We start from the raw sequence: 22,546 nt of genomic DNA, 5'->3' as shown, positions 1-22,546 counted from the left end.
TCAGGTGTCTTTTCATGTTGCTGCACATTCCCGGCGTGTTCTCGAAAGAAGAAGTGCAGCGCATTTGCGAGGCCCTGGCGCAAGCGGATTGGGCTGATGGCAAGATTACCGCCGGTTACCAGTCGGCCAAGGCCAAGCACAATCTGCAACTGCCTGAAGGTCACCCGCTGGCCCAGGAGATCGGTGCTGCGATGCTCGAACGGTTGTGGAAAAATCCGCAGTTCATGTCAGCGGCGTTACCGCACAAGGTCTTCCCTCCGTTACTGAACTGTTACACGGCCGGTGGCAGTTTCGACTTCCACATCGACAACGCCGTGCGTCAGCCCTTGGGCAGCATCGAGCGGGTGCGCACCGACCTGTCGGCGACGCTGTTCTTCAGTGAACCGGAGGACTACGACGGCGGCGAACTGGAAATCCAGGACACCTTCGGCACCCAGCGCGTGAAGTTACCGGCCGGCGACATGGTCCTGTACCCCGGCACCAGCCTGCACAAGGTCAACGCAGTTACGCGCGGAACCCGCTACGCCTCGTTTTTCTGGACCCAGAGCCTGGTGCGTGAAGACAGCCAGCGCGCCTTGCTATTCGAGATGGACGGGGCGATTCAGCAGCTGACCCAGGACATGCCCGAGCATCCTTCACTGATTCGTCTCACTGGCACCTACCACAACCTGTTGCGCCGCTGGGTCGAGGTGTAAGTGGCGGACTTTCGTTTGCGCCGCGAGGAAGTCCTCGACGGCGAGCGGTTTACGGCCATGCTCGCAGAAAGCCCGGCCCGCGCGGCCCAGGCGATTCTGCTGGCCGCCGGCGAAGGCGTGCTCGAAGCGCAGGCGTTGCTCGGGCAGATTCTGCTCGACGGTCAGGGCATCGCTCAGGATCAACCGTTGGCTCTGCGCTGGTTCGAGATCGCCGCGGGCCAAGGTCATCTGATGGCGCGCAATATGCTTGGGCGTTGCCATGAACAGGGTTGGGGTTGCCCGGTCAATGCTTCGGTGGCTGCACGGCATTATCGAGTCGCGGCAGAGGCCGGACTGGATTGGGCGATGTACAACTTCGCCAATCTGCTGGCGACCGGGCGCGGTGTGGCTGAGGATCATCTTCAGGCACTGGCGTTGTATCAACGCGCCGCGGAGGCAGGCCACGCCAAATCGATGAATCTGCTGGGGCGTTATCTGGAAGGAGGGCAGGTGTGCCCGGCGGATCTGGCAGGGGCTCGCGACTGGTATCGGCGTTCGGCCGAGGGTGGGGATTTCCGGGGGCAGTTCAGTTATGCCACGGTGCTGGCTGATGAAGGCCATGTCGATGAAGCGCTCGTGTGGCTGGAGAGGGCGCTGGTCGGCGGCAATCTGAATTTTCTGCGGGTCAGCAGTGAGTCGCTGCTCGGCGCTTGTCATCCGCAGATGCGTGCGATGGGCCAGGCTTATCGCACGCATATGGCTAAGCTTTCCGGGCGTTAGCCGACATCTTCCGTTGCTGCCCACCGTCAGATGGGCGGCAACGGATGAGATCAACCGCGTAACCAGCGACCCTGCAGAATATTCATGTACGCGAGCAAACTCTGACTGCGTTCGATCAGGCGCTCACCGGTTTTCAACATGTCATCGTCAGTGCCAGGCATGATCGACTTAAGGAACATCGACAGTGTATCGACCAGTTTGGTGGTTTCACTGACGTAGGTGTGTTGGTGAGGAATGACCTTCTGCGTGTCATTGAGCTGTCGAGTGTGGTTTTCGTTGGTGCGCAGTTGTTGTTCCAGCGATGACACTCGTTCCTGTCGCTGGCCAATGCGAGTCTGGACAATCTGCCGTGCCCTCAGCAAATCCCTGTACTTGACCAACTCATTGGCCTCATCCAGAAACTTGAAGGCGACTGCCAATCCAGCTTCCATCGCGGCGGTCTCCGGTGTTTGAGGCTTGCCGGCCAGTCCAGCCAGTTGTTCAAAAAGGGGCTTGATACGATCAATAAACGTCATCTTTTCGAACAGCTTGATCGCTTCATTCAAGATGCGTTCGTCACTGACCACTTCGTTCAGCGCCGCCTGTTCGACGCTCAGTTCTTTGGCCAGGCCGATCCGGGAATCAGTCAGTTCGGCAAGCCTGAACCGATTGTCACTGATGGACACGCTCTGAACATTGAACAGTCCGGTGTGTAATTTAATGTGCAGTTGTGACAGTTGGTCGGTGCACATTTCCATCAGTTGGTTGGCAATTTTCGAATAGAGCGCAATTGCTTTTTTAGTATTGTGGTCTGGCTCACGAGCGTTCAATACCGCCAGCGCTTCCAGGTTTTCGCGAAGATCATCGGTTTCCAGCGCGGTTATAGCTGACGTAATGGCGTTGGCGACCAGTTGATCGGTGCTGCTGATAGCGGCGTTGAGGCTGATCAATTCGTCACTCAAAGCTTTGATGTACAGGTTGGCGGAACCGACGATCGACTGATAACGAATGGCCGCGCGGCTTTCACGAAGCTGGGCGAAGTCAGGAACAGCATAAGCAAAATTAGTCATGGGGGAATCCTTTTTTCGGTTTTTATAAGGCGTGGTTAGTCGAACGCGACAATCATCGTGTTCGCATTGTTCTGAATGGTTTTCCAGTTTTTGAGAATGATCTTGAGACTGGAAACAAAACTTCTCAGGGTTAGAAAGTCGTTAATGCCTGCAACTTTGTTTCTGGAGGCATTAATGTATTCAGAGATCGAGATCCATAAGGTTTCAAGTTGTGCGGTGCTGGTGATTGCACCCTGAACGTAGGTCAGTAAACTGTCCAGGTCGCCGTGAAGTTCCACCAGGGTGCCGGCGAGAATGCTTTTCTGTTTGATTTGCTGCGTCAGCTGTTCACGCTGCCTGAGCAGCGGCGCCACGTGGGTTTTCTGCAATAGTTCAAGGTTGCCGGAGTGCAGGAAACCTACCGGGCTGTAGCCGGAGAAAATGTAATCAAAGAAATTGGGCGAGGTTTCCCGCATCTTTTCGTCGATGCGCTTCTGGGCTTCGTCGATTACCTTGTTCAGCGCCGTGATTTGCCTGTTGATGTCTTCACTATTGGCCAGTTTCAATTTGGAGCCGATGCCGGGCTGGACTTCGTTACTCATCTCGTCCTTGAAAAACTTCAGACGGGTCAGGACATCCAGGCTGCTCAACTTTTTTTCATCAATCGAACTGGCGATAAATTTCAGAGATTCCTGGATTGAACCAAAGCGGTTTTTTTCCGTTCGACCAATTTCGAGCGGGGGAAGAAGGCTGATCTCTTCCTCGCTCATATTGTCGAGCGTGCCTATGTAGTTCTGATAACCTGGCATGGTCACAATGGCGTCGATAATGTCCTGGCCAAAACTTTCCAGATCTTCCGAGAACGTCGCAAGACTGCCACTTACGCGCTTCATGGAAGACTCTATATCTGTCCACGAATTGGCGTTGTTGATGATCTTGTGATATAGGCTGAGCACATCAAACGGTTCCAGTCCGATAATGCCGGTCTTTTGGGTGTTTAATTGTTGCTCAACTTCGTTCAGGGTAATGGGCAGGGCCTTGGCGGTAGTTACATAGCGCTTGATTTTTTGGATGTCGTCTTTAGTAATGATGGGTGTCGGTGGGTTGCTATTGGTTTGCATTTGTCTAATTCCATTTAATATGTGCTCCGAGTGGCTAAGGTAATGGTGCTTTCAGAATAAGTGTATGTTTTGTCTGTAACCGGTTTTTAGTTGTTGTTAGTTAATGTTTTTTAAAAACTATCGCCCACAAAAAAGCCCGTGATTTATCACGGGCTTTTTTGTGGGCGCGTTACGTTTACACGTAGAACGACTTCAGCGGCGGGAAGCCATTGAACTCAACAGCGCTGTAACTGGTGGTATAAGCACCGGTCGACAACCAGTACAAGCGATCACCGATAGCCAGGTTCAACGGCAAACCGTACTTGTAGTTTTCGTACATGATGTCGGCGCTGTCGCAGGTTGGGCCGGCGATGACCACTTCTTCCATCTCGCCTTTCTTCTCGGTCCAGATCGGGAACTTGATGGCTTCGTCCATGGTTTCGATCAGGCCGGAGAACTTGCCCACATCCGTGTACACCCATCGCTCGACGGCGGTACGGGATTTACGCGCCACCAGCACCACTTCACTGACCAGAATGCCGGCGTTGGCGATCAGCGAGCGGCCTGGCTCCAGGATGATTTCCGGCAGGTCGTCGCCGAAGTCTTCCTTGAGGAAACGGATGATTTCTTCAGCGTAGGTTTCCAGGCTGTTGGTGCGGGTGATGTAGTTGGCCGGGAAGCCGCCGCCCATGTTGATCAGCTTCAGTTGAATGCCGTCTTCTTCTTTCAGGCGTTCGAAGATCACTTTGACCTTGGCGATCGCCGCGTCCCAGACGCTGATGTCGCGTTGCTGCGAACCGACGTGGAACGAGATGCCGTATGGCACCAGACCCAGGTCGCGAGCGAGGATCAGCAGGTCCATGGCCATGTCGGTCTGGCAGCCGAATTTGCGCGACAGTGGCCAGTCGGCGGTGGTCGAGCCTTCAGTCAGGATACGTACGTAGACTTTCGAGCCCGGAGCTGCCTTGGCGATGTTGCGCAGGTCGGCTTCGGAGTCGGTGGCGTACAGGCGAACGCCTTTGTCGTAGAAGTAACGAATGTCTTTGGATTTCTTGATGGTGTTGCCGTAGCTGATCTGATCCGGGCCGACGCCGCGGCTCAGCACTTTGTCCAACTCGTAGATCGAGGCGATGTCGAAGTTCGAGCCTTTCTCTTTGAGCAGGTCGATGATTTCCACGGCCGGGTTGGCCTTTACCGCGTAGTAGACCTTGGCGAATTCGAAACCGGCGCGCAGGTCGTCATAGGCCTGGGCGATCATCGCGGTGTCGATCACCACGAACGGGGTTTCTTGTTTGTCGGCGAAGGCCTTCATTTTGTTGAAGGTATCGCGCGCGAAATAGTCTTCGACGTTGATCGACATGCTGGGAACTCCTACTGGCAAACTGAAATTAACAATGGGTGCAAATGAACGTCCTCCGTATCCCCACTTTGGTTCGCCTACTTCCCAAGGCATGTCGCCGAAAGCAAAAAGGCCATGGGAGGCGGTGCTTTCCCTTGGCCTTGCTGTCTCGTCGTCAGTACTTGAGCCGGATGGATCGTTTCCAGCATGGACGTTCGGCGCGAACTTTAGGGCGTGAGGGGCTTGAGATCAACAAAAAATGTCGCGTTTTTGCACGCTTCCGTCGTGCGGTCCCCGACAGCTACTGATGTAACCGACCTGCATGACAGTGTGATGTTCCCGCTGGAGGGAGGTTTGAGGTATTTCAGGTGGGAAATTGTGGTGCCCCCCATCGCGAGCAGGCTCGCTCCCACAGGGGATTTGTGTTGACGCAACTTTTGCATGCACACCACAGATCCAACGTGGGAGCGAGCCTGCTCGCGATGGCGTCGGTCAGGCCAACGCGGCTTCCGCTGGCGAAACAATGCTGGTCTTGCCCCCACGGGACTTGCCAGAGCTTAAATACTCGGCAATCGATTCCTGAGTCACTTCCCCCAGAAACACCCGCTCGGCGTCCATCACCGGCAGCCACGAGCGGTTGAACTCGTACATGCGTGACAACAGGATGCGCAGGTGTTCGTCGTAGGCCGCGGTGGCGTTGAACTCGCGCCGGTATTGCGCGCAGGTGCCGGCCTGGCGATGCAGGTCGCGCCGACGCACGTAGCCCAAGGCCTTGTTCTCGGCGCAGGTGACCACCACGTAGCGACGGTCCAGTTCGTCCATCAATTCAAGTGCTTCGGCCACCGGGGTTTCCGGGCTTACCGATGGCGCGTTGTCCGCCGCATCTTCTGCCTTCACCAGCAGCAGACGCTTGAGCGTGCTGTCCTGGCCGACGAAGTTGCTGACAAAGTTGTCCGCCGGATGCGCGAGCAAGGTGTCCGGGTGGTCGATCTGCAACAGTTTGCCGGCGCGGAAAATCGCGATCTTGTCGCCGAGCTTGATCGCTTCGTCGATGTCGTGGCTGACCATGATCACGGTCTTGTTCAGCGCCCGTTGCATTTCGAAAAACTCGTTCTGGATCATCTCGCGGTTGATCGGGTCGACCGCGCCGAACGGTTCGTCCATCAGCAACAGCGGCGCATCCGCCGCCAGCGCTCGAATCACGCCGATCCGTTGCTGCTGGCCACCGGACAACTCACGGGGATAGCGAGTCAGGTACTGCTTGGGCTCAAGCTTGATCATGCTCATCAACTCGCGGGCGCGGTCGTGGCATTTCTGTTTGTCCCAGCCGAGCAGGCGCGGAACGATGGTGATGTTTTCCTCGATGGTCATATTCGGGAACAGACCGATCTGCTGGATCACGTAACCGATGTTGCGACGCAGGGTCACTTCGTCGAGGTCAGTGGTGTCTTCAGCGTTGATCAGGATCTTGCCCGAAGTCGGTTTGATCAACCGGTTGATCATCTTCAGCGTGGTGCTCTTGCCGCAGCCCGATGGCCCGAGGAACACACAGATCTCGCCTTCATTGACGGTCAGGCTCACCGAGTCCACGGCTTTCACATCTTTGCCGTTGCTTTGGAAGGTCTTGCTGAGGTTTTGAAGTTCGATCATTTGAGCAGTCCTTTTGGAGTCAGCGAACGTTGCAGCCATTGCAAAAGCAGGTCAGCGAAGATGGCCAGAAGACTGACCAGCACGGCGCCGACGATCAGCATCGACATGTCGCTGCGGCTGATGGAAGCGAGAATGAGTACACCGAGGCCACCGGCGCCGATGGTGGCGGCGATGGTCATCACACCGATGTTCATCACCACGGCGGTGCGTACACCGGCGAGGATCACCGGCACCGCGATGGGCAGCTCGACCATGCGCAGGCGCTGGCCGAAGGTCATGCCGATGCCACGCGCCGCTTCGCGAATGCCCGGTTCGACGCCGGTCAGGGCCAGGTAGGTGTTACGCATGATCGGCAGCAGCGAATACAGAAACACGGCGGTGATCGCCGGCATCGGGCCGAGGCCCTGGCCGAATGTCGAGTAGAACGGCAGCAACAGGCCGAACAGCGCAATCGACGGCACGGTCAGCAGCACCGTGGCGCTGGCTTGCAAGGGACCGGCCAGCGTCGGGAAGCGCGTCATCAGGATGCCCAGCGGCACGCCGACCAGAATCGCCAGTGTTACCGCGATGCCGACCAGGGTGATGTGCTGCCAGGTCAGGTGCAAAACCTGCGGCCCGTCGAGATGGGAAAAGGCGTTGAGAAATTCCATGACTTTTCCTCTTTAGTTCAACGGATGCTGGCGCAGGAAATCTGCGGCAACCGATGAAGGGCTTTCGTGATCGACATCGACCCGTGCATTGAGCTGGCGCATGGTGGCGTCGTCGAACAGCTGGGCCAGTGGCTTGAGCTCTTCGGTGAGTTTCGGGTGGGCATCGAGGTAGGCCTGGCGCACCACCGGCGCGGCGGTGTAGTCCGGGAAGTAATGCTTGTCGTCTTCGAGCAATTTGAGCTTGAAGGCGTTCAGGCGACCGTCGGTGGTGTAAACCAGACCGGCAAACACCTGGCCGTTACGCAGGGCGGTGTAGACCAGCCCGGCGTCCATCTGGCGGATGTTGTTGCGGGTCAGGTTCATGCCGTAGAGGTCAACCATGCCGGCCAGACCGTCGGAGCGGTTGGCGAATTCGGTATCCAGCGCTACCAGATGATTTTGCTTCTGCTCAGCCTGCAACACCGTGTTCAGCTCGCTGATCGTGTTGATCTGCGGGTAAGCCTTCGCGGTTTTTTCCGGCAGCGCCAGGGCGTAGGTGTTGCTGAACTTCGACGGGGTCAGCCAGATCAGGCCTTTTTTTTCGTCGAGTGCTTTCACCTTGGCGTAGGACTGAGCGCTGTCGAGTTTTTCAGTGACGTGGTTGTAAGCCACCAGCGACACGCCGGTGTATTCCCACATCAAATCCAGCTGACCGCTTTCGTGGGCGCTGCGGGCGAGGTTGCTGCCCAGACCGCCCGTCACTTGAGTGTCGTAACCTTTGGCGCGCAGGTATTGGGAGGTGATTTCCGCCAGCAGGGTTTGTTCGGTGAACACCCGGGCGCCAATGCGGATCACGGGTTTTTCAGCGGCTTGGGCAAATCCTGCGAACAGCAGAACGCAGCCTAGTAAAAAGCTTGATGTCTTCATGAAAATTCCTTTGCCGGGGCTTAAGACGGGCGCAGGCCGCGTTCGAGCCAGAGGCGGCTGGCGAGTGTCACCAGTCCGTCGAGCAGCAAGGCCAGCAGGGCGGTGCAGGCCGCGCCGAGCAGCAGTTGCGGCTGATTGTTCAGGGCGATACCGGGGAAAATCAGGCTGCCCAGGCTGTTGGCGCCGATCAGGAACGCCAGCGGTGCGGTACCGACGTTGATCGCCAGCGCCACTCGCACGCCACCGATGATGATCGGCACGGCGTTCGGCAGTTCGACCCGCCATAGCACCTGAGTCGGTGTCATACCGATACCGACGGCCGCTTCCTTGAGCGAACCCTGGACGTTTCTCAGCCCTTCGTAGGTGTTGCGCACGATCGGCAACAGTGAGGCGAGGAACAGGGCGAAGATTGCGGGACCGCTGCCAATGCCGAGGATACCCAGGGCGATGGCCAGTACGGCGAGAGGCGGCACGGTGTTGCCGATGTTGAAGATCTGCATGAAGCGTTCGGCGCGTCCAACCATGGTCGGGCGGCTGAGGAAGATGCCGGCGGGTATGCCCACTACAAGGGCGGCCAGCATGGAAACGAGGACGAGAATCAGATGAGCTTGCAGGTAAAACAACAAATCGTCGCGGTACTGTTCGATCGTGTTGATGCCAATCCAGTGGATCAGCAGGGCCAGAAGGGCGACGACAACCGCACCTCCTGTCAGCCCTTTGCCATAGCGAATAGCCACAGGCGGACTCCTTTTTTCTGTCGGCGGACGCAGTCCCGAGTGGCAATGCCATGCCTGGCTGCCGGGAAAACAACGTTCGCGAGAAGCAGCTCTACACGGTGATGAAACCGCATGAAATCGAGCCATAAGCGCAGCCTCGTCAGGCTGACTTGCTGATTTTTCAGCCCCTGACGATGGGTCGTAACAGGGGAGTGGACGCCTCCACCTTTTAAAAGGTTCCATAATCAGCAGCATTTAGCCACCGCGTAGGAGCTGCCGAAGGCTGCGATCTTTTGATGTTGCTTTTAGAAGCGAAGATCAAAAGATCGCAGCCTTCGGCAGCTCCAACGTTGGATCGCAACCTCCGTCAGCCCTGTGGATGGTGGTCCGTAGGTCACTTTTTAAGCTATACTCGCCGCCCTTTTTTGAATCACCGCCAGGCGATTTCCCATGACCAAACAGGCCGCCGAAGTCGCGAAACGCCGCACTTTCGCCATTATTTCCCACCCCGATGCCGGTAAAACCACCATCACCGAGAAGCTCTTGCTGATGGGCAAGGCGATTGCGGTAGCCGGCACGGTGAAGTCTCGCAAGTCCGACCGCCATGCCACCTCCGACTGGATGGAAATGGAAAAACAACGGGGTATTTCCATTACCACGTCGGTCATGCAGTTCCCGTATCGCGACCACATGGTCAACCTGCTCGACACCCCGGGCCACGAAGACTTCTCCGAAGATACCTATCGCACCCTGACGGCGGTGGACTCGGCCTTGATGGTGCTCGACGGCGGTAAAGGTGTTGAACCACGCACCATCGCGCTGATGGACGTCTGCCGTCTGCGTGACACGCCGATCGTCAGCTTCATCAACAAACTCGACCGTGATATCCGCGACCCGATCGAACTGCTCGACGAAATCGAAGCGGTCCTGAAAATCAAGGCGGCGCCGATCACCTGGCCGATCGGTTGCTACCGCGACTTCAAGGGCGTTTATCACCTCGCCGACGACTACATCATTGTCTACACCGCCGGCCACGGCCACGAGCGCACCGATGTGAAAATCATCGAGAAGCTCGACTCCGACGAAGCCCGCGCGCACTTGGGCGACGAGTACGATCGCTTCGTCGAACAGCTGGAACTGGTGCAGGGCGCCTGCCACGAATTCAATCAACAGGAATTCCTCGACGGCCAACTGACCCCGGTGTTCTTCGGTACCGCACTGGGCAACTTCGGTGTCGATCACGTGCTCGACGCCGTGGTCGATTGGGCACCGAAACCGCTGGCCCGAGTCGCCAACGAGCGCACCGTGGAACCGGTGGAAGAGAAGTTCTCAGGTTTCGTGTTCAAGATCCAGGCGAACATGGACCCCAAACACCGCGACCGCATCGCCTTCATGCGCATTTGCTCCGGCAAGTACGAAAAAGGCATGAAGATGCGCCACGTACGCACTGGTAAGGACGTACGGATCGGCGACGCGCTGACCTTCTTCTCCTCCGAGCGTGAGCAACTGGAAGAGGCCTTCGCTGGCGACATCATCGGTTTGCACAACCACGGCACCATCCAGATCGGTGACACCTTCACCGAAGGTGAAGCCCTGGGCTTCACCGGCATCCCGCACTTCGCCCCGGAACTGTTCCGTCGCGTGCGGCTGAAGGATCCGTTGAAATCCAAGCAACTGCGCCAAGGCTTGCAGCAGTTGGCGGAAGAGGGCGCCACCCAGGTGTTCTTCCCCGAGCGCAGCAACGACATCATCCTCGGCGCGGTCGGCGTGCTGCAGTTCGATGTGGTCGCCAGCCGCTTGAAAGAGGAATACAAGGTCGAGTGCTCCTACGAGCCGATCACCGTGTATTCCGCGCGCTGGATCGAGTGCAGCGACAAGAAGAAGCTTGAGGAATTCTCCAACAAGGCTGTGGAAAACCTGGCACTGGACGGCGGCGGTCACCTGACTTACCTGGCCCCGACCCGGGTCAACCTGGCGCTGATGGAAGAGCGCTGGCCGGACGTGAAATTCCGTGCGACGCGTGAGCATCACTAAGCGCTGAGCTGTACCCCCCCAAAGCCCCGATGCGTAAAGCTTCGGGGCTTTTTTATTGACCACTGTTCCCCTGTGGGAGCGAGCCTGCTCGCGATAGCGGTCTGGCATTCAGAGATGTGTCGACTGGCTGTCCGCCATCGCGAGCAGGCTCGCTCCCACAGGGGGCATCATCGTTAGTGGGGTTGGATATAACCCTTATTCCAAACCAATCTCTTCGCCAGCGGCATTTTCTGCTACCCGGTAGCCTCCTGTCTGGAGAACCCGGTCAATCGGAACTAAATTTCACTCAGTACCTTTCAGGCATCCACGCGCCACCCAAGAAAGGATGGAGTCGGCTATGAGTATTTTTCAACGCATTGTGTTGCTGCTTAAGGTTTTGGTGATGCTGTCCCTCGGCACGTCGGCGGTGGCGTGGGCAGAATGTGAGAACCATGAAAAACAGGCCTTGAACGGGCAAGGCGTGCACAGCGAGCTGATGATCGCTGCGACCGAATCAGACGATGACGATTCGACTGACGACCCAGACTCCGATGAGGAAGAGGACGACAAGCAATCGTAGATGACGGACAAAAGAAAACCCCTCCTGCCGGACTGATGCGCAATCGAAGCAGAAGGGGTTGGTCAACGCTTTAGATATTTCGTGCCGCTCAATACCTGTGGGAGCGAGCCTGCTCGCGATGGCGTCATACCCGTCGACATTAATGCCGACTGATACACCGCTATCGCGAGCAGGCTCGCTCCCACATTGTTATGCCGCGCCGTCGAGGAATTGCTCGGCGTAGTGGCAAGCCACCTGGCGGGTGTCGAGCAGGCGCAGGGCCGGCTCTTCGATGGCACAGCGCTCGGTCGCATACGGGCAGCGCTTGTGGAAGGCGCAGCCGGACGGCGGGTTCAGCGGGTTGGGCAGTTCGCCAACGATCTTGATTTTCGGTTTGTCCGGATCCGGGTGGATGGTCGGAGTGGCCGACAGCAGCGCCTGGGTGTACGGGTGCAGAGGACGGGTGTAGATGTCCTCTTTCGGGCCCATTTCCACCGGCCGGCCGAGGTACATCACCATCACGTGATCGGCGACGTGGCGCACCACGGCGAGGTTGTGGGAGATGAACACGTAGGCGGTGTTGAACTCTTGCTGCAAATCCATGAACAGGTTGAGCACCTGTGCCTGAATCGACACGTCCAGCGCCGAGGTCGGTTCGTCCGCCACCAGCACTTTCGGTTGCAGCATCATTGCGCGGGCCAGGGCGATCCGCTGGCGCTGACCGCCAGAGAACATGTGCGGATAGCGCTGGTAGTGCTCGGGACGCAAGCCCACCTGCTTCATCATCGCCTGGACTCTGTCGCGACGTTCCGAGGCGCTGAGGTTGGTGTTGATCAATAATGGCTCTGCAAGCTGATCACCGATCTTCTGCCGTGGGTTCAACGACGCGTACGGGCTCTGGAACACCATCTGCACGTCTTTGCGCAGTTGCTTGCGCTGGGCCTTGTTAGCGCCGGCGACTTCCTGCCCGGCGATTTTCAAGGAGCCGGAGGACGGTTCTTCGATCAGCGTCAGGGCGCGGGCCAGGGTGGATTTACCGCAGCCCGATTCGCCCACAACGGCGAGGGTCTTGCCGGCTTCCAGTTCGAACGACACACCGTTGAGGGCGCGCACGATCGCATGGCCCTTGAACAGGCCACGGGACACTTCGTAGTGACGGGTCAGGTCGCGGGCGGTAAGTACGACGGCCATTACGCCACCTCCTGGTTCAACGGGTAGAAGCAGCGGGCGAGGCTGTTACTTTTCTGGTCAAGGGCCGGACGTTGCACGCGGCAGTTGTCTTGCACATACGGGCAGCGCGGCGACAGCAGGCAGCCTTGCGGGCGGTCGTAACGACCGGGAACGATGCCCGGTAATGTCGACAGGCGCGCGGCACCCATGCTGTGTTCCGGAATCGCCGCCAGCAGTGCTTCGCTGTACGGATGCGCCGGAATATCGAACAGCTGTGGCACCTGACCGACTTCAACCGCCTGGCCGGCGTACATCACGCACACGCGCTGAGCGGTTTCGGCCACGACCGCGAGGTCGTGAGTGATCAGCACCAGGCCCATGTTCTGCTCTTTTTGCAGGGCCAGCAGCAGGTCCATGATCTGCGCCTGAATCGTGACGTCCAGTGCCGTGGTCGGTTCGTCGGCGATCAGCAGTTTCGGTTCGCCGGCAATCGCCATGGCAATCGCCACGCGCTGGCTCATACCGCCGGAGAGCTGATGCGGGTAGGCATCCATACGACTGGCGGCGCCCGGGATTTCCACTTTTTCCAGCAGTTCGATGGCGCGCTTGCGGGCTTGCTTGCCGGACATCTTCAGGTGCAGACGCAGCACTTCTTCGATCTGGAAACCGACGGTGTAGCTCGGGTTCAGTGCGGTCATCGGGTCCTGGAACACCATGGCCAGGTCTTTACCGACGATTTGCCGACGCTGACGGTTGCTGAGCTTGAGCATGTTCTTGCCGTCGAAATTCAGGGCATCGGCAGTGACGATCCCCGGGTGCTCAATCAGGCCCATCAGCGCCATCATGGTCACGGACTTGCCGGAACCCGATTCGCCAACAATGGCCAGCACTTCGCCCTTGTCCACGGTTATGTCGAGACCGTCGACCACCGGAACGGCGTTGGCGTCGCCGAAGCGAACGTTGAGATTCTTGATTTCTAACAGTGACATTTGAATCTCCTCAGGCGGCGTTCTTGAGTTTCGGGTCCAGCGCATCGCGCAGGCCGTCGCCCATCAAGTTGATTGCCAGCACGCTGAGCAAAATGGTCAAACCAGGCAAGCTCACCACCCACCAGGCGCGTTCGATGTAGTCGCGGGCCGAAGCCAGCATGGTGCCCCACTCAGGGGTTGGCGGTTGTACGCCAAGGCCGAGAAAGCCCAGTGCCGCGGCATCGAGAATCGCCGAGGAAAAGCTCAGGGTTGCCTGCACGATCAGCGGTGCCATGCAGTTGGGCAGCACGGTGATGAACATCAGGCGTGGCAGACCGGCACCGGCCAGGCGCGCGGCGGTCACGTAGTCGCGGTTCAGCTCGCCCATCACCGCGGCACGGGTCAGACGAACATAGGACGGCAGGGACACCACGGCGATGGCGATCACGGTGTTGATCAGGCCAGGGCCGAGGATGGCGACAATCGCCACGGCCAGCAGCAGGGACGGCAGCGCCAGCATGATGTCCATCAGACGCATGATGGTCGGGCCGAGCACGCGTGGGAAGAACCCGGCCAGTAATCCCATCATGATGCCGGGAATCAGCGACATGACCACCGAGGACAGGCCGATCAACAGCGACAGGCGCGAGCCGTGAATCAAACGCGACAGCAGGTCGCGGCCCAGTTCATCGGTGCCGAGGAAAAAGCGCCATTGCCCGCCATCGAGCCACACCGGAGGCGTCAGCAGAAAATCACGGTATTGCTCGCTTGGATTGTGCGGCGCAACCCAAGGGGCAAAAATCGCGCAGAACACAATCAGGGTGAAGAACATCAGGCCGGCAACGGCGCCTTTATTCTTCGAAAATGCATGCCAGAACTCTTTGTACGGTGATGGATACAGCAGGCTTTGATCCACGGCGGAGGTAGACGTGACTGCTGAGGAAGTTGGAATGCTCATGGGTATTTACCTCAGCGCTGGTGACGAATGCGTGGGTTGGCAAAGCCGTAGAGGATATCCACCACGAAGTTAACCAGGATCACGATGCAGGCAATCAACAAGATGCCGTTTTGCACGACGGGATAGTCCCGGGCGCCGATGGCTTCGATCAGCCATTTGCCGATGCCGGGCCAGGAGAAGATCGTTTCGGTCAGAACAGCGCCAGCCAGCAGTGTGCCGACTTGCAGGCCGACCACGGTCAGCACCGGAATCAACGCGTTGCGCAGGCCATGGACAAACACGACGCGTGCCGGCGACAGGCCTTTGGCCCGAGCGGTGCGGATGTAGTCCTCACGCAGCACTTCAAGCATGGAGGAACGGGTCATCCGGGCAATCACCGCTAGCGGAATGGTGCCCAGCACGATGGCCGGCAGGATCAAGTGATGCAGGTAGTCGAGTAGCGCGCCCGGTTCATCGCTGAGCCAGGTGTCGATCAGCATGAAATGGGTTTTGCGCTCCACGTCGATCAACAAGTCGTTCTGCCCGGAGACCGGCGTCCAACCCAGGCTGACCGAGAAGAACATAATCAGGATCAGGCCCCACCAGAAGATCGGCATCGAGTATCCCGTGAGAGAGATGCCCATGACCCCATGGTCGAACAGGGATCCTCGCTTCAACGCGGCGATTACACCGGCCAGCAGTCCGAGGACTCCGGCAAATAACAGGGCCGCCATCGACAGCTCGAAGGTGGCCGGGAACAACACCTTGAATTCACTCCACACGCTTTCACGGGTACGCAGGGATTCGCCGAGATCGCCGTGGGCCAGTTTGCCAATGTAATCCAGGTATTGGGCATACAGCGGTTTGTTCAGACCTAGGCGTTCCATTGCCTGAGCATGCATTTCGGGGTCGACCCGACGTTCTCCCATCATCACTTCTACGGGGTCGCCAGGAATCATGCGGATCAACGCGAAAGTCAGCAAGGTGATGCCGAAGAACGTGGGGATCAGTAATCCCAATCGGCGGGCAATAAAACTAAACATCGTGTGTTGTACCTCATCAGCCGGTTAGGCGTGCCCGGCGGCGCTGGGGTCAGCGATGCCGGGCGTTTTTTATCTACTTCACCTGGGTGGTGGCGAAGTTATTAGTGGTGAGGGGGCTAATTTGATAGCCCTCTACATTGGTGCGCATTGCAGTGAACATGCGGGTGTGCGCCATGCTGATCCATGGCTGGTCCTGGTTGAAAATGGCCTGGGCCTGTTCGTAGAGCGCCGCGCGTTCGTCCGGGTTCACTTTAGCCCTCGCTTCGTCGATCAGCGCCTGGAACTTTTCATTGCACCAGCGTGCATAGTTTTCGCCGTTTTTGGCGGCCTCACAACTGAGCATAGGCGTCAGGAAGTTATCCGGGTCACCGTTATCGCCAGCCCATCCAGCGGCCACCATATCGTGCTCGCCGTTTTTCGCGCGCTTGAGCATTTCGCCCCATTCCATGACACGAATATCGACCTTGATCCCGATCTTCGCCAGGTCAGCCTGCATCATCTGCGCGGCGAGCATCGGGTTCGGGTTGGTTGCACCCCCACCGTTGCGGGTGAACAGGGTAAACACCGTGCCTTCCGGCACACCGGCTTCCTTAATCAGGGCGCGAGCCTTGTCCAGGTCGCGGGGCGGGTTGGTCAATGTGTGGTTGTAGCCCAGCAAGGTATCCGGGTACGGGTTGACCGCCACGGTGGCATTGCCTTTGCCGAACAGGGCGTTGACCGCCGCTTCTTTGTCGAAGGCGATGTCGATCGCTTTGCGCACCCGCACATCACTCATGTACTTGCGAGTGGTGTTCATGGCGATATAGGAGACGGTCATCGCGTTCAGTTCATCGACCTTCAGCTTGTCGTCTTTCTTGATGCTCGAGATGTCATCCGGTTTCGGGTACAGCGCGATCTGGCACTCGTTGGCCTTGAGCTTTTGCAGGCGCACGTTGTTATCGGTGGCGATCGCCAGGACCAACGCGTCAGCCGGTGGCTTGCCCAGGAAGTAGTCCGGGTTGGCCTTGAAGCGAACCTGAGCATCCTTGGCGTAACGCTGGAAGACGAACGGGCCGGTGCCGACCGGCTTGTTGTTCAGGTCGCCCATCTTGTCGGCCTTGAGCAACTGGTCGGCGTACTCGGCGGAGTAGATCGAAGAGAACGCCATGGCGATGTCGGCCAGGAACGGCGCTTCACGGCGAGTCAGAGTGAACTTGACCGTGTTGTCGTCGACCTTCTCGACGCTCTTGAGCAGTTCTTTGAAGCCCATACTTTCAAAGTACGGGAAGCCCACGCTCGACTGCTTGTGCCACGGATGATTCGGGTCCAGCTGACGCTGGAAGCTCCAGACCACGTCGTCGGCAATCAAGTCGCGGGTCGGCTTGAAGTAGTCGGTGGTGTGAAACTTGACGCCCTTGCGCAGGTGGAACGTGTAGGTCAGACCGTTATCGCTGATCTCCCACGAATCGGCCAATGACGGAATCACTTCGGTGGTACCGGGCTTGAAACCCACCAGACGGTTGAAGATGGTTTCGGACACTGCATCGCCTGTGACTGCAGTCGTGTACTGGACCATGTCGAAGCCTTCCGGGCTGTTTTCGGTACAGACCACCAAGGGTTTGGCCGAGACGCCAACGGCGACACTCAGCAACGCGGCAGCGATGGCTGCTCGTAGGGGAAGCATTTTCATCTAGAGCCCTCTGCAATCGGTTGAACGGAAAAGCCAGGCGGCCGACTCGTCATGAGTCAGCCGCAGGCATGGGTTTTACAAAATGTTGAACGGGATGGTGGTCACGAGACGGAACTCGTTGAGGCTGCCGTCCGCCTGGTTTTCGCTGGCACGGTGCGCGGTGTACGTCGCACGGATAGCGGTGGCCTTGAGTGGGCCGCTCTGCACGGCGTACGAAGCACCGATGCCGTATTCATAGTGGTGCTCGCCGTCCATCGCCTTCACATCGGTGTAGCCGGTGCTGTTGTAGTGAGTACCGTCGATACCCCAGCCGCGAGCCTGGTAGATGTTGAACTTCAGGCCTGGCACGCCGTATTCGGCCATGTTCAGGCCGTAGGCGATCTGGAAGGACTTCTCGTTCGGGCCGTTGAAGTCCGACAGCAGGGAGTTGGCCAGGTAGATGCCGTTGGTTTCGTGCAGGTAGTCGAAGTACTCGTTACCGTTCACTTCCTGGTACGAGAAGGTCAGGCTGTGGGCCTGGTGGGTCAGGCCGAACGATAGGGAGTAGGTGTCGTTGTCGATCTGGCCGAGCTTGGCTTTACCTTCATCCACGGTTTTGTAGTAGTTCAGGCCGGTGGTCAGGCTCAGGACCTGGCTGTCGCCCAGTACATGGGTGGCGCCGAAGTAGTACTGATTCCACAAGTCTTCAGCCTGGGTGCCCCAAAGGCTGGTGGTCAGGCTGGCGAACGGCTGGTAGGTGATACCGGCAGTGTGGACGTGATCGGCTTCGGCATTGGTGTCGCCGTATTCGGAGCGGAACTTGCGCTGGCTTTGTTCGGTACGCGGTGAGTTGCGGTCGAAGGTGCCGAGGTCGAAGGACAGGTTCTCCAGCTCTTCGCTGTGCAGGGTCACACCTTCGAAGCTCGAAGGCAGGGCACGGTTACCGATAACGTCTACCTGCGGGCTGCTGAAGTTCTGGCGACCGGCAGTCAGCGTGGTGTTGGAGATACGGGCCTTGACGTTGGCCAGGCCCAGTTTGCTCCACTGGCCGACGGCGTCGCCGCCTTCTTTGGTCAGCGTACGGTTGTTACCCGCGCCAGGACGCGTGGTCGGCGCACCGCCGTTGTTGGACGCCAGATCCTTGCGATCACGATCCAGGGCAATGGCGTTGTAGGCCGCTACTTCGGTGCTGAAGCCGACGGTGCCTTCAGTGAACCCCGAGTTGTACTTGATGATTGTGCCTTGCAGCCAGTTGATGCGACGGTCAGTCTGGCGCGTTTCACCATTCTGACGGTAGTTGAGTGTCGCACCCCGCTTGAAATGCTCGTTGGCGTACCAGTTACGCGTGCTGCCGGTGATCGACTGGCCTTCGACAAAACCAGTGGCTTCGCTTTGGGCGCTTTTCTCTTTCACGGTAACCGGGGTGAACGCCTGGCTCTGGGATTCTGCGTACGCCGTGGCGGTCACGCTGCTGATGGCCAAGGCCAATAACGCGGTGCTGCTCAGTTTCATGGGTGAAGCTCCTTTCTTTCTTTTTTAATGCCGGTCTTTTTGGGTGATCCGGCTATTTGGTTTAGAACACATTCAAGGCATCGCAAACGTTTGCTACAAGCCGTATTGACGAATTACGGCAATACGCTTGCGTGAGGGCGGAATCCGCCCCCAGCGTTTCTGGCTAATGGGTTATTGGTCGATACTGACACCCGAGAACACGTTGCGACCGAAAGGGCTCACCTTGAATCCTTCGATTTTGGCGCTCAACGGCTGGTTAACCGTTGAATGGGCGACTGGCGTGATCGGCACCTGCTGCTTGAGGTACTGTTGCGCCTGTTTGTAGAGCACGGTGCGCTGGTCGCGATCGGTGACGACCTTGGCTTGCTTGATCAGCTTGTCGTAGGCCGGATCACACCACATGGAGTAGTTGTTGCCGCCAATGGCGTCGCAGCTGTAGAGCGTGCCGAGCCAGTTGTCCGGGTCGCCGTTGTCACCGGTCCAGCCGATCAGGCTGATGTCGTGCTCGCCGTTCTTGGTGCGCTTGATGTACTCGCCCCATTCGTAGCTGACGATCTTGACCTTGAGGCCGATCTTCGCCCAATCCGCCTGGAGCATTTCGGCCATCAGCTTGGCATTGGGGTTGTACGGACGCTGAACCGGCATGGCCCAGAGGGTGATTTCGGTGCCTTCCTTGACGCCGGCAGCCTTGAGCAGTTCCTTGGCTTTTTCCGGGTTGTAGGCGGCGTCTTTAATCGTTTCGTCGTAGGACCATTGGGTCGGCGGCATGGCGTTGACCGCCAGTTGACCGGCACCTTGGTAGACAGCGTTGAGAATGCCTTGTTTGTTCACCGCCATGTCCAGTGCCTGGCGCACTTCGAGCTGGTCGAACGGTTTGTGGCGCACGTTATAGGCGATGTAGCCGAGGTTGAAGCCGGGCTTCTCGATGAGCTTGAGGGTCGGGTCGTTCTTCAGCGCGGTCACGTCGGCGGGGCGCGGGTGCAGGGTAATCTGGCATTCGTTGGCCTTGAGTTTCTGCACGCGCACCGAGGCGTCGGTGTTGATGGCGAAAATCAGGTTGTCGAGCTTGACCCGGCTCGGGTCCCAGTACTGCTTGTTGCCGCTGTAACGGATGTTGGCGTCTTTCTGGTAGCTCTTGAACACGAACGGCCCGGTGCCGATCGGCTTCTGGTTGATGTCGCTCGGCTTGCCTTCGGCGAGCAGTTTGTCGGCGTACTCGGCAGACAGGATGGCGGCGAAGCTCATGGCGATGTTCTGGATGAACGCGGCGTCGACGCTGTTGAGCGTCATCACCACGGTCAGCGGCCCGGTCTTCTCGACCTTGGCGATGTTCTTGTTCAGGCTCATCCCGTTGAAATACGGGAACTCGGTCGGATAAGCCTTACGGAAGGGTTGCTGCGGATCGAGCATGCGATTGAACGTGAACAGCACGTCGTCGGCGTTGAAATCGCGGGTCGGCGTGAAGTATTTGGTCGTGTGAAATTTCACCCCTTCGCGCAGGTGAAAGGTGTACTTGAGACCGTCCTCGGAAATATCCCAGCTCGTTGCCAGGCCTGGTACGACGTTGGTGGCGCCTTTTTCAAACTCTGCCAATCGGTTGTACAGCGGCTCAGCGGCGTCGTTATCGGTCGCAGTGGTGTACTGCGCGGTATCGAAACCGGCGGGGCTGCCTTCAGAGCAGAACACCAGGCTGTTGTTGGCGGCCTGGCTGATGGAAGTGGCGGCCAGCAGGCCGGTGCCCAGCAATGCGGATAAAACCAAGGTATGGCGCATAACGCTCCCTCTTTTTGTAGTGTTATTCAATGCGCCGGGATCCCGTCCGAGGACGTTGTGGCTGCATTGAGCTCAAACCAATACGGGCAGCAAACCGATAGCCCACGCAGTTTCTGGTCAGAACCCGACGGTAGGTGCCGTGGGTCTGGCAGTAAATGCGCTGAGTCCTAAAGACTCGTAGGAAAAGGCAACGCGTCCTAACCCCTGGCTGCGTCAGACAGCGGATTTGGATGTAGGCAAATTCCTAGCTTCTCGGCAGAAAAAAGCAGCGGCGACGCTGAAAACGTCGCCGCTGCTTTTTCTTATTTGCTGACGCTGACGCCGTAGAAGGAGTTCAAGCCGAATGGGCTGATCTTGAAGTCCTGCACGTTGGCGCGCATGGGTTGGAACACCGTCGAGTGAGCGATAGGTGTCATTGGAACAGCATCTTTGAGGACGTGTTGCGCCTGTTTGTACAGTTCGGTGCGCTTGGCCTGATCGGTGGTGCGTTTGGCTTCCTTGACGAGGCCGTCGAATTTCTTGTCGCACCATTTGGAGAAGTTGTTGCCACTCAGCGAGTCGCAGCCGAACAGCACATTGAGCCAGTTGTCCGGGTCACCATTGTCGCCGCTCCAGCCGATGATCATCGCCTGGTTCTCGCCGCCTTTGGAGCGTTTGATGTACTCGCCCCATTCGTAGCTGGTGATCTTGACGTTCAGGCCGATCTTCTTCCAGTCGGACTGCAGCATTTCAGCCATCAGCTTGGCGTTCGGGTTGTACGGACGCTGTACCGGCATCGCCCACAGAACGATCTCGGTGCCTTCCTTGACGCCGGCTTCCTTGAGCAGCGCCTTGGCTTTCTCAGGATCGTACTTGGCATCCTTGATGGTGGTGTCGTAGGACCATTGGGTCGGCGGCATGGCGTTGACGGCCAGTTGTCCCGCGCCCTGATAAACCGAGTCGATGATCTGCGGCTTGTTGACCGCCATATCCAGCGCCTGACGAACACGCAGGTCGGCCAGCGGGTTCGGCTCGTTGCTGCCCTTGACCTTGTCCATCACGTTGTAGGCGATGTAGCCCAGGTTGAAACCGGCCTGGTCAGGCAGCTTCAGATCCTTGTCTTCTTTCAGCGCTTTCAGGTCGGCTGGACGCGGGAACAGGGTGATCTGGCACTCGTTCTTCTTCAGCTTCTGGATGCGTACCGACGGGTCGGTGGTGATGGCGAAGATCAGGTTGTCGATCTTCACGTCGTCAGGCTTCCAGTAGTCCTTGTTCCCGGTGTAGCGGATGTTGGAGTCTTTCTGGTAGCTCTTGAACACGAACGGGCCAGTGCCGATTGGCTTCTGGTTGATGTCGGCGGCCTTGCCTTCCTTGAGCAGCTGGGTAGCGTACTCGGCGGACTGGATCGAGGCGAAGCTCATGGCCATGTTCTGGATGAACGCGGCGTCTACATCCTTGAGGGTGAACTTGACGGTGTGGTCGTCGACTTTATCGATCTTGGTGATGTTGGTGTCCATCCCCATGTCGGTGAAGTATGGGAACTCGGTCGGGTACGCCTTACGGAACGGGTCATCCTTGTTAATCATGCGATTGAAGGTGAACAGCACGTCGTCGGCGTTGAACTCACGCGTCGGCTTGAAATACGGGGTGGTGTGGAACTTGACGCCTTCACGCAGGTGGAAGGTGTAAGTCAGGCCGTCATCGGAAATGTCCCACTTGGTCGCCAGACCAGGAATCACGGCGGTGCCGCCGCGCTCGAACTGGGTCAGGCGGTTGAACATGGTTTCTGCAGAGGCGTCGAAGTCGGTTCCGGTGGTGTACTGACCAGGGTCGAAACCGGCCGGGCTCCCTTCGGAGCAAAACACCAGGTTAGTCGCAGCGAAGGCGAAAGGTGCGCTGGCTAACAGACTTGCGCCGACTAAAAACGGAATGACCGCGTGTTTAAGCATGGTGGCCTCATGATTTGTTGTCATTTTTGGAATTAGAGGACGACCTCGTGAGTCGACCCTGCGGATACTTATGCAGGGGCCGTACCCATTGCAAGATCCTGAATGGCCACAAGCCTTAAAGAGTGGCACGAACGTACCTTAATGTCGCATAT

General features: G+C 58.1%; 19 protein-coding genes. 4 read left to right on the top strand and 15 right to left on the bottom strand.

Features of this window, described 5'->3' with window-relative positions; translation table 11 throughout:
* The first annotated feature begins 14 nt into the window (after positions 1–14).
* Both QMK51_RS24310 and QMK51_RS24305 read left to right on the top strand, forming a co-directional pair.
* Positions 15–695 (top strand): Fe2+-dependent dioxygenase, encoded by a 681-nt coding sequence (locus QMK51_RS24310; RefSeq protein WP_320392259.1) that lies wholly within the window; start codon positions 15–17, stop codon positions 693–695.
* Positions 696–1,454: a tetratricopeptide repeat protein gene (locus QMK51_RS24305; RefSeq protein ID WP_320392258.1), complete on the top strand. Its 759-nt coding sequence runs from the start codon at positions 696–698 to the stop codon at positions 1,452–1,454. It begins immediately after the preceding gene.
* 50 nt (positions 1,455–1,504) lie between these two features.
* On the opposite strand, the gene QMK51_RS24300 is transcribed toward QMK51_RS24305, so the two are convergent.
* From QMK51_RS24300 to QMK51_RS24270, 7 genes are all read right to left on the bottom strand, one after another.
* Positions 1,505–2,503 (bottom strand): alpha-xenorhabdolysin family binary toxin subunit B, encoded by a 999-nt coding sequence (locus QMK51_RS24300; RefSeq protein ID WP_320392257.1) that lies wholly within the window; start codon positions 2,501–2,503, stop codon positions 1,505–1,507.
* A gap of 35 nt (positions 2,504–2,538) precedes the next feature.
* Positions 2,539–3,603 carry an alpha-xenorhabdolysin family binary toxin subunit A gene (locus QMK51_RS24295; protein WP_320392256.1) on the bottom strand — a complete coding sequence of 355 codons (1,065 nt, stop codon included), beginning with the start codon at positions 3,601–3,603 and terminating at the stop codon, positions 2,539–2,541.
* A 175-nt stretch (positions 3,604–3,778) separates the two neighbouring features.
* Positions 3,779–4,942, bottom strand: a complete 1,164-nt coding sequence (locus tag QMK51_RS24290) for a type III PLP-dependent enzyme (protein ID WP_258697587.1) — start codon at positions 4,940–4,942, stop codon at positions 3,779–3,781.
* A gap of 471 nt (positions 4,943–5,413) precedes the next feature.
* Positions 5,414–6,571, bottom strand: a complete 1,158-nt coding sequence (locus QMK51_RS24285) for an ABC transporter ATP-binding protein (protein ID WP_320392255.1) — start codon at positions 6,569–6,571, stop codon at positions 5,414–5,416.
* Positions 6,568–7,221 carry an ABC transporter permease gene (locus tag QMK51_RS24280; RefSeq protein ID WP_320392254.1) on the bottom strand — a complete coding sequence of 218 codons (654 nt, stop codon included), beginning with the start codon at positions 7,219–7,221 and terminating at the stop codon, positions 6,568–6,570. The genes QMK51_RS24285 and QMK51_RS24280 overlap by 4 nt, the downstream gene beginning before the upstream one ends.
* A gap of 12 nt (positions 7,222–7,233) precedes the next feature.
* Positions 7,234–8,127: a glycine betaine ABC transporter substrate-binding protein gene (locus QMK51_RS24275; protein WP_320392253.1), complete on the bottom strand. Its 894-nt coding sequence runs from the start codon at positions 8,125–8,127 to the stop codon at positions 7,234–7,236.
* A 20-nt stretch (positions 8,128–8,147) separates the two neighbouring features.
* A complete protein-coding gene (locus tag QMK51_RS24270; protein ID WP_320392252.1) occupies positions 8,148–8,864 on the bottom strand; it encodes an ABC transporter permease in 717 nt (238 codons plus the stop codon).
* Positions 8,865–9,293: 429 nt separating this feature from the next.
* Here QMK51_RS24270 and QMK51_RS24265 point away from each other — a divergent pair, with 429 nt between their 5' ends.
* Together QMK51_RS24265 and QMK51_RS24260 are read left to right on the top strand one after the other, a co-directional pair.
* Positions 9,294–10,877 carry a peptide chain release factor 3 gene (locus QMK51_RS24265; RefSeq protein WP_320392251.1) on the top strand — a complete coding sequence of 528 codons (1,584 nt, stop codon included), beginning with the start codon at positions 9,294–9,296 and terminating at the stop codon, positions 10,875–10,877.
* Between the two features lie 337 nt (positions 10,878–11,214).
* A complete protein-coding gene (locus QMK51_RS24260) occupies positions 11,215–11,436 on the top strand; it encodes a hypothetical protein (protein WP_320392250.1) in 222 nt (73 codons plus the stop codon).
* A gap of 189 nt (positions 11,437–11,625) precedes the next feature.
* On the opposite strand, the gene QMK51_RS24255 is transcribed toward QMK51_RS24260, so the two are convergent.
* The 8 genes from QMK51_RS24255 to QMK51_RS24220 form a co-directional block, all read right to left on the bottom strand.
* Positions 11,626–12,606 (bottom strand): peptide ABC transporter ATP-binding protein, encoded by a 981-nt coding sequence (locus QMK51_RS24255; RefSeq protein ID WP_320392249.1) that lies wholly within the window; start codon positions 12,604–12,606, stop codon positions 11,626–11,628.
* Positions 12,606–13,574 carry an ABC transporter ATP-binding protein gene (locus QMK51_RS24250; protein ID WP_258697579.1) on the bottom strand — a complete coding sequence of 323 codons (969 nt, stop codon included), beginning with the start codon at positions 13,572–13,574 and terminating at the stop codon, positions 12,606–12,608. The genes QMK51_RS24255 and QMK51_RS24250 overlap by 1 nt, the downstream gene beginning before the upstream one ends.
* Positions 13,575–13,584: 10 nt before the next feature.
* Positions 13,585–14,511 (bottom strand): ABC transporter permease subunit, encoded by a 927-nt coding sequence (locus QMK51_RS24245; protein ID WP_320392248.1) that lies wholly within the window; start codon positions 14,509–14,511, stop codon positions 13,585–13,587.
* Positions 14,512–14,522: 11 nt separating this feature from the next.
* Positions 14,523–15,533: an ABC transporter permease subunit gene (locus QMK51_RS24240; RefSeq protein WP_258697577.1), complete on the bottom strand. Its 1,011-nt coding sequence runs from the start codon at positions 15,531–15,533 to the stop codon at positions 14,523–14,525.
* A 73-nt stretch (positions 15,534–15,606) separates the two neighbouring features.
* On the bottom strand, positions 15,607–17,202 hold the full coding sequence (locus QMK51_RS24235; protein WP_320392247.1) for an ABC transporter substrate-binding protein: 1,596 nt from the start codon (positions 17,200–17,202) through the stop codon (positions 15,607–15,609).
* 75 nt (positions 17,203–17,277) lie between these two features.
* A complete protein-coding gene (locus QMK51_RS24230; RefSeq protein WP_258697575.1) occupies positions 17,278–18,693 on the bottom strand; it encodes an OprD family porin in 1,416 nt (471 codons plus the stop codon).
* A gap of 171 nt (positions 18,694–18,864) precedes the next feature.
* Positions 18,865–20,466, bottom strand: coding sequence for an ABC transporter substrate-binding protein (locus tag QMK51_RS24225; RefSeq protein WP_320392246.1), 1,602 nt, complete (start codon positions 20,464–20,466; stop codon positions 18,865–18,867).
* A gap of 302 nt (positions 20,467–20,768) precedes the next feature.
* Complete coding sequence (locus tag QMK51_RS24220; protein ID WP_320392245.1) at positions 20,769–22,394, bottom strand: ABC transporter substrate-binding protein; 1,626 nt, start codon at positions 22,392–22,394, stop codon at positions 20,769–20,771.
* Between the last annotated feature and the right edge of the window lie 152 nt (positions 22,395–22,546).

This window comes from Pseudomonas sp. P9_31 (assembly GCF_034008235.1).
Lineage (GTDB): Bacteria > Pseudomonadota > Gammaproteobacteria > Pseudomonadales > Pseudomonadaceae > Aquipseudomonas.
Note: the sequence above shows the minus strand (reverse complement) of the source record. Positions and strands in the feature narration are given on the sequence as shown.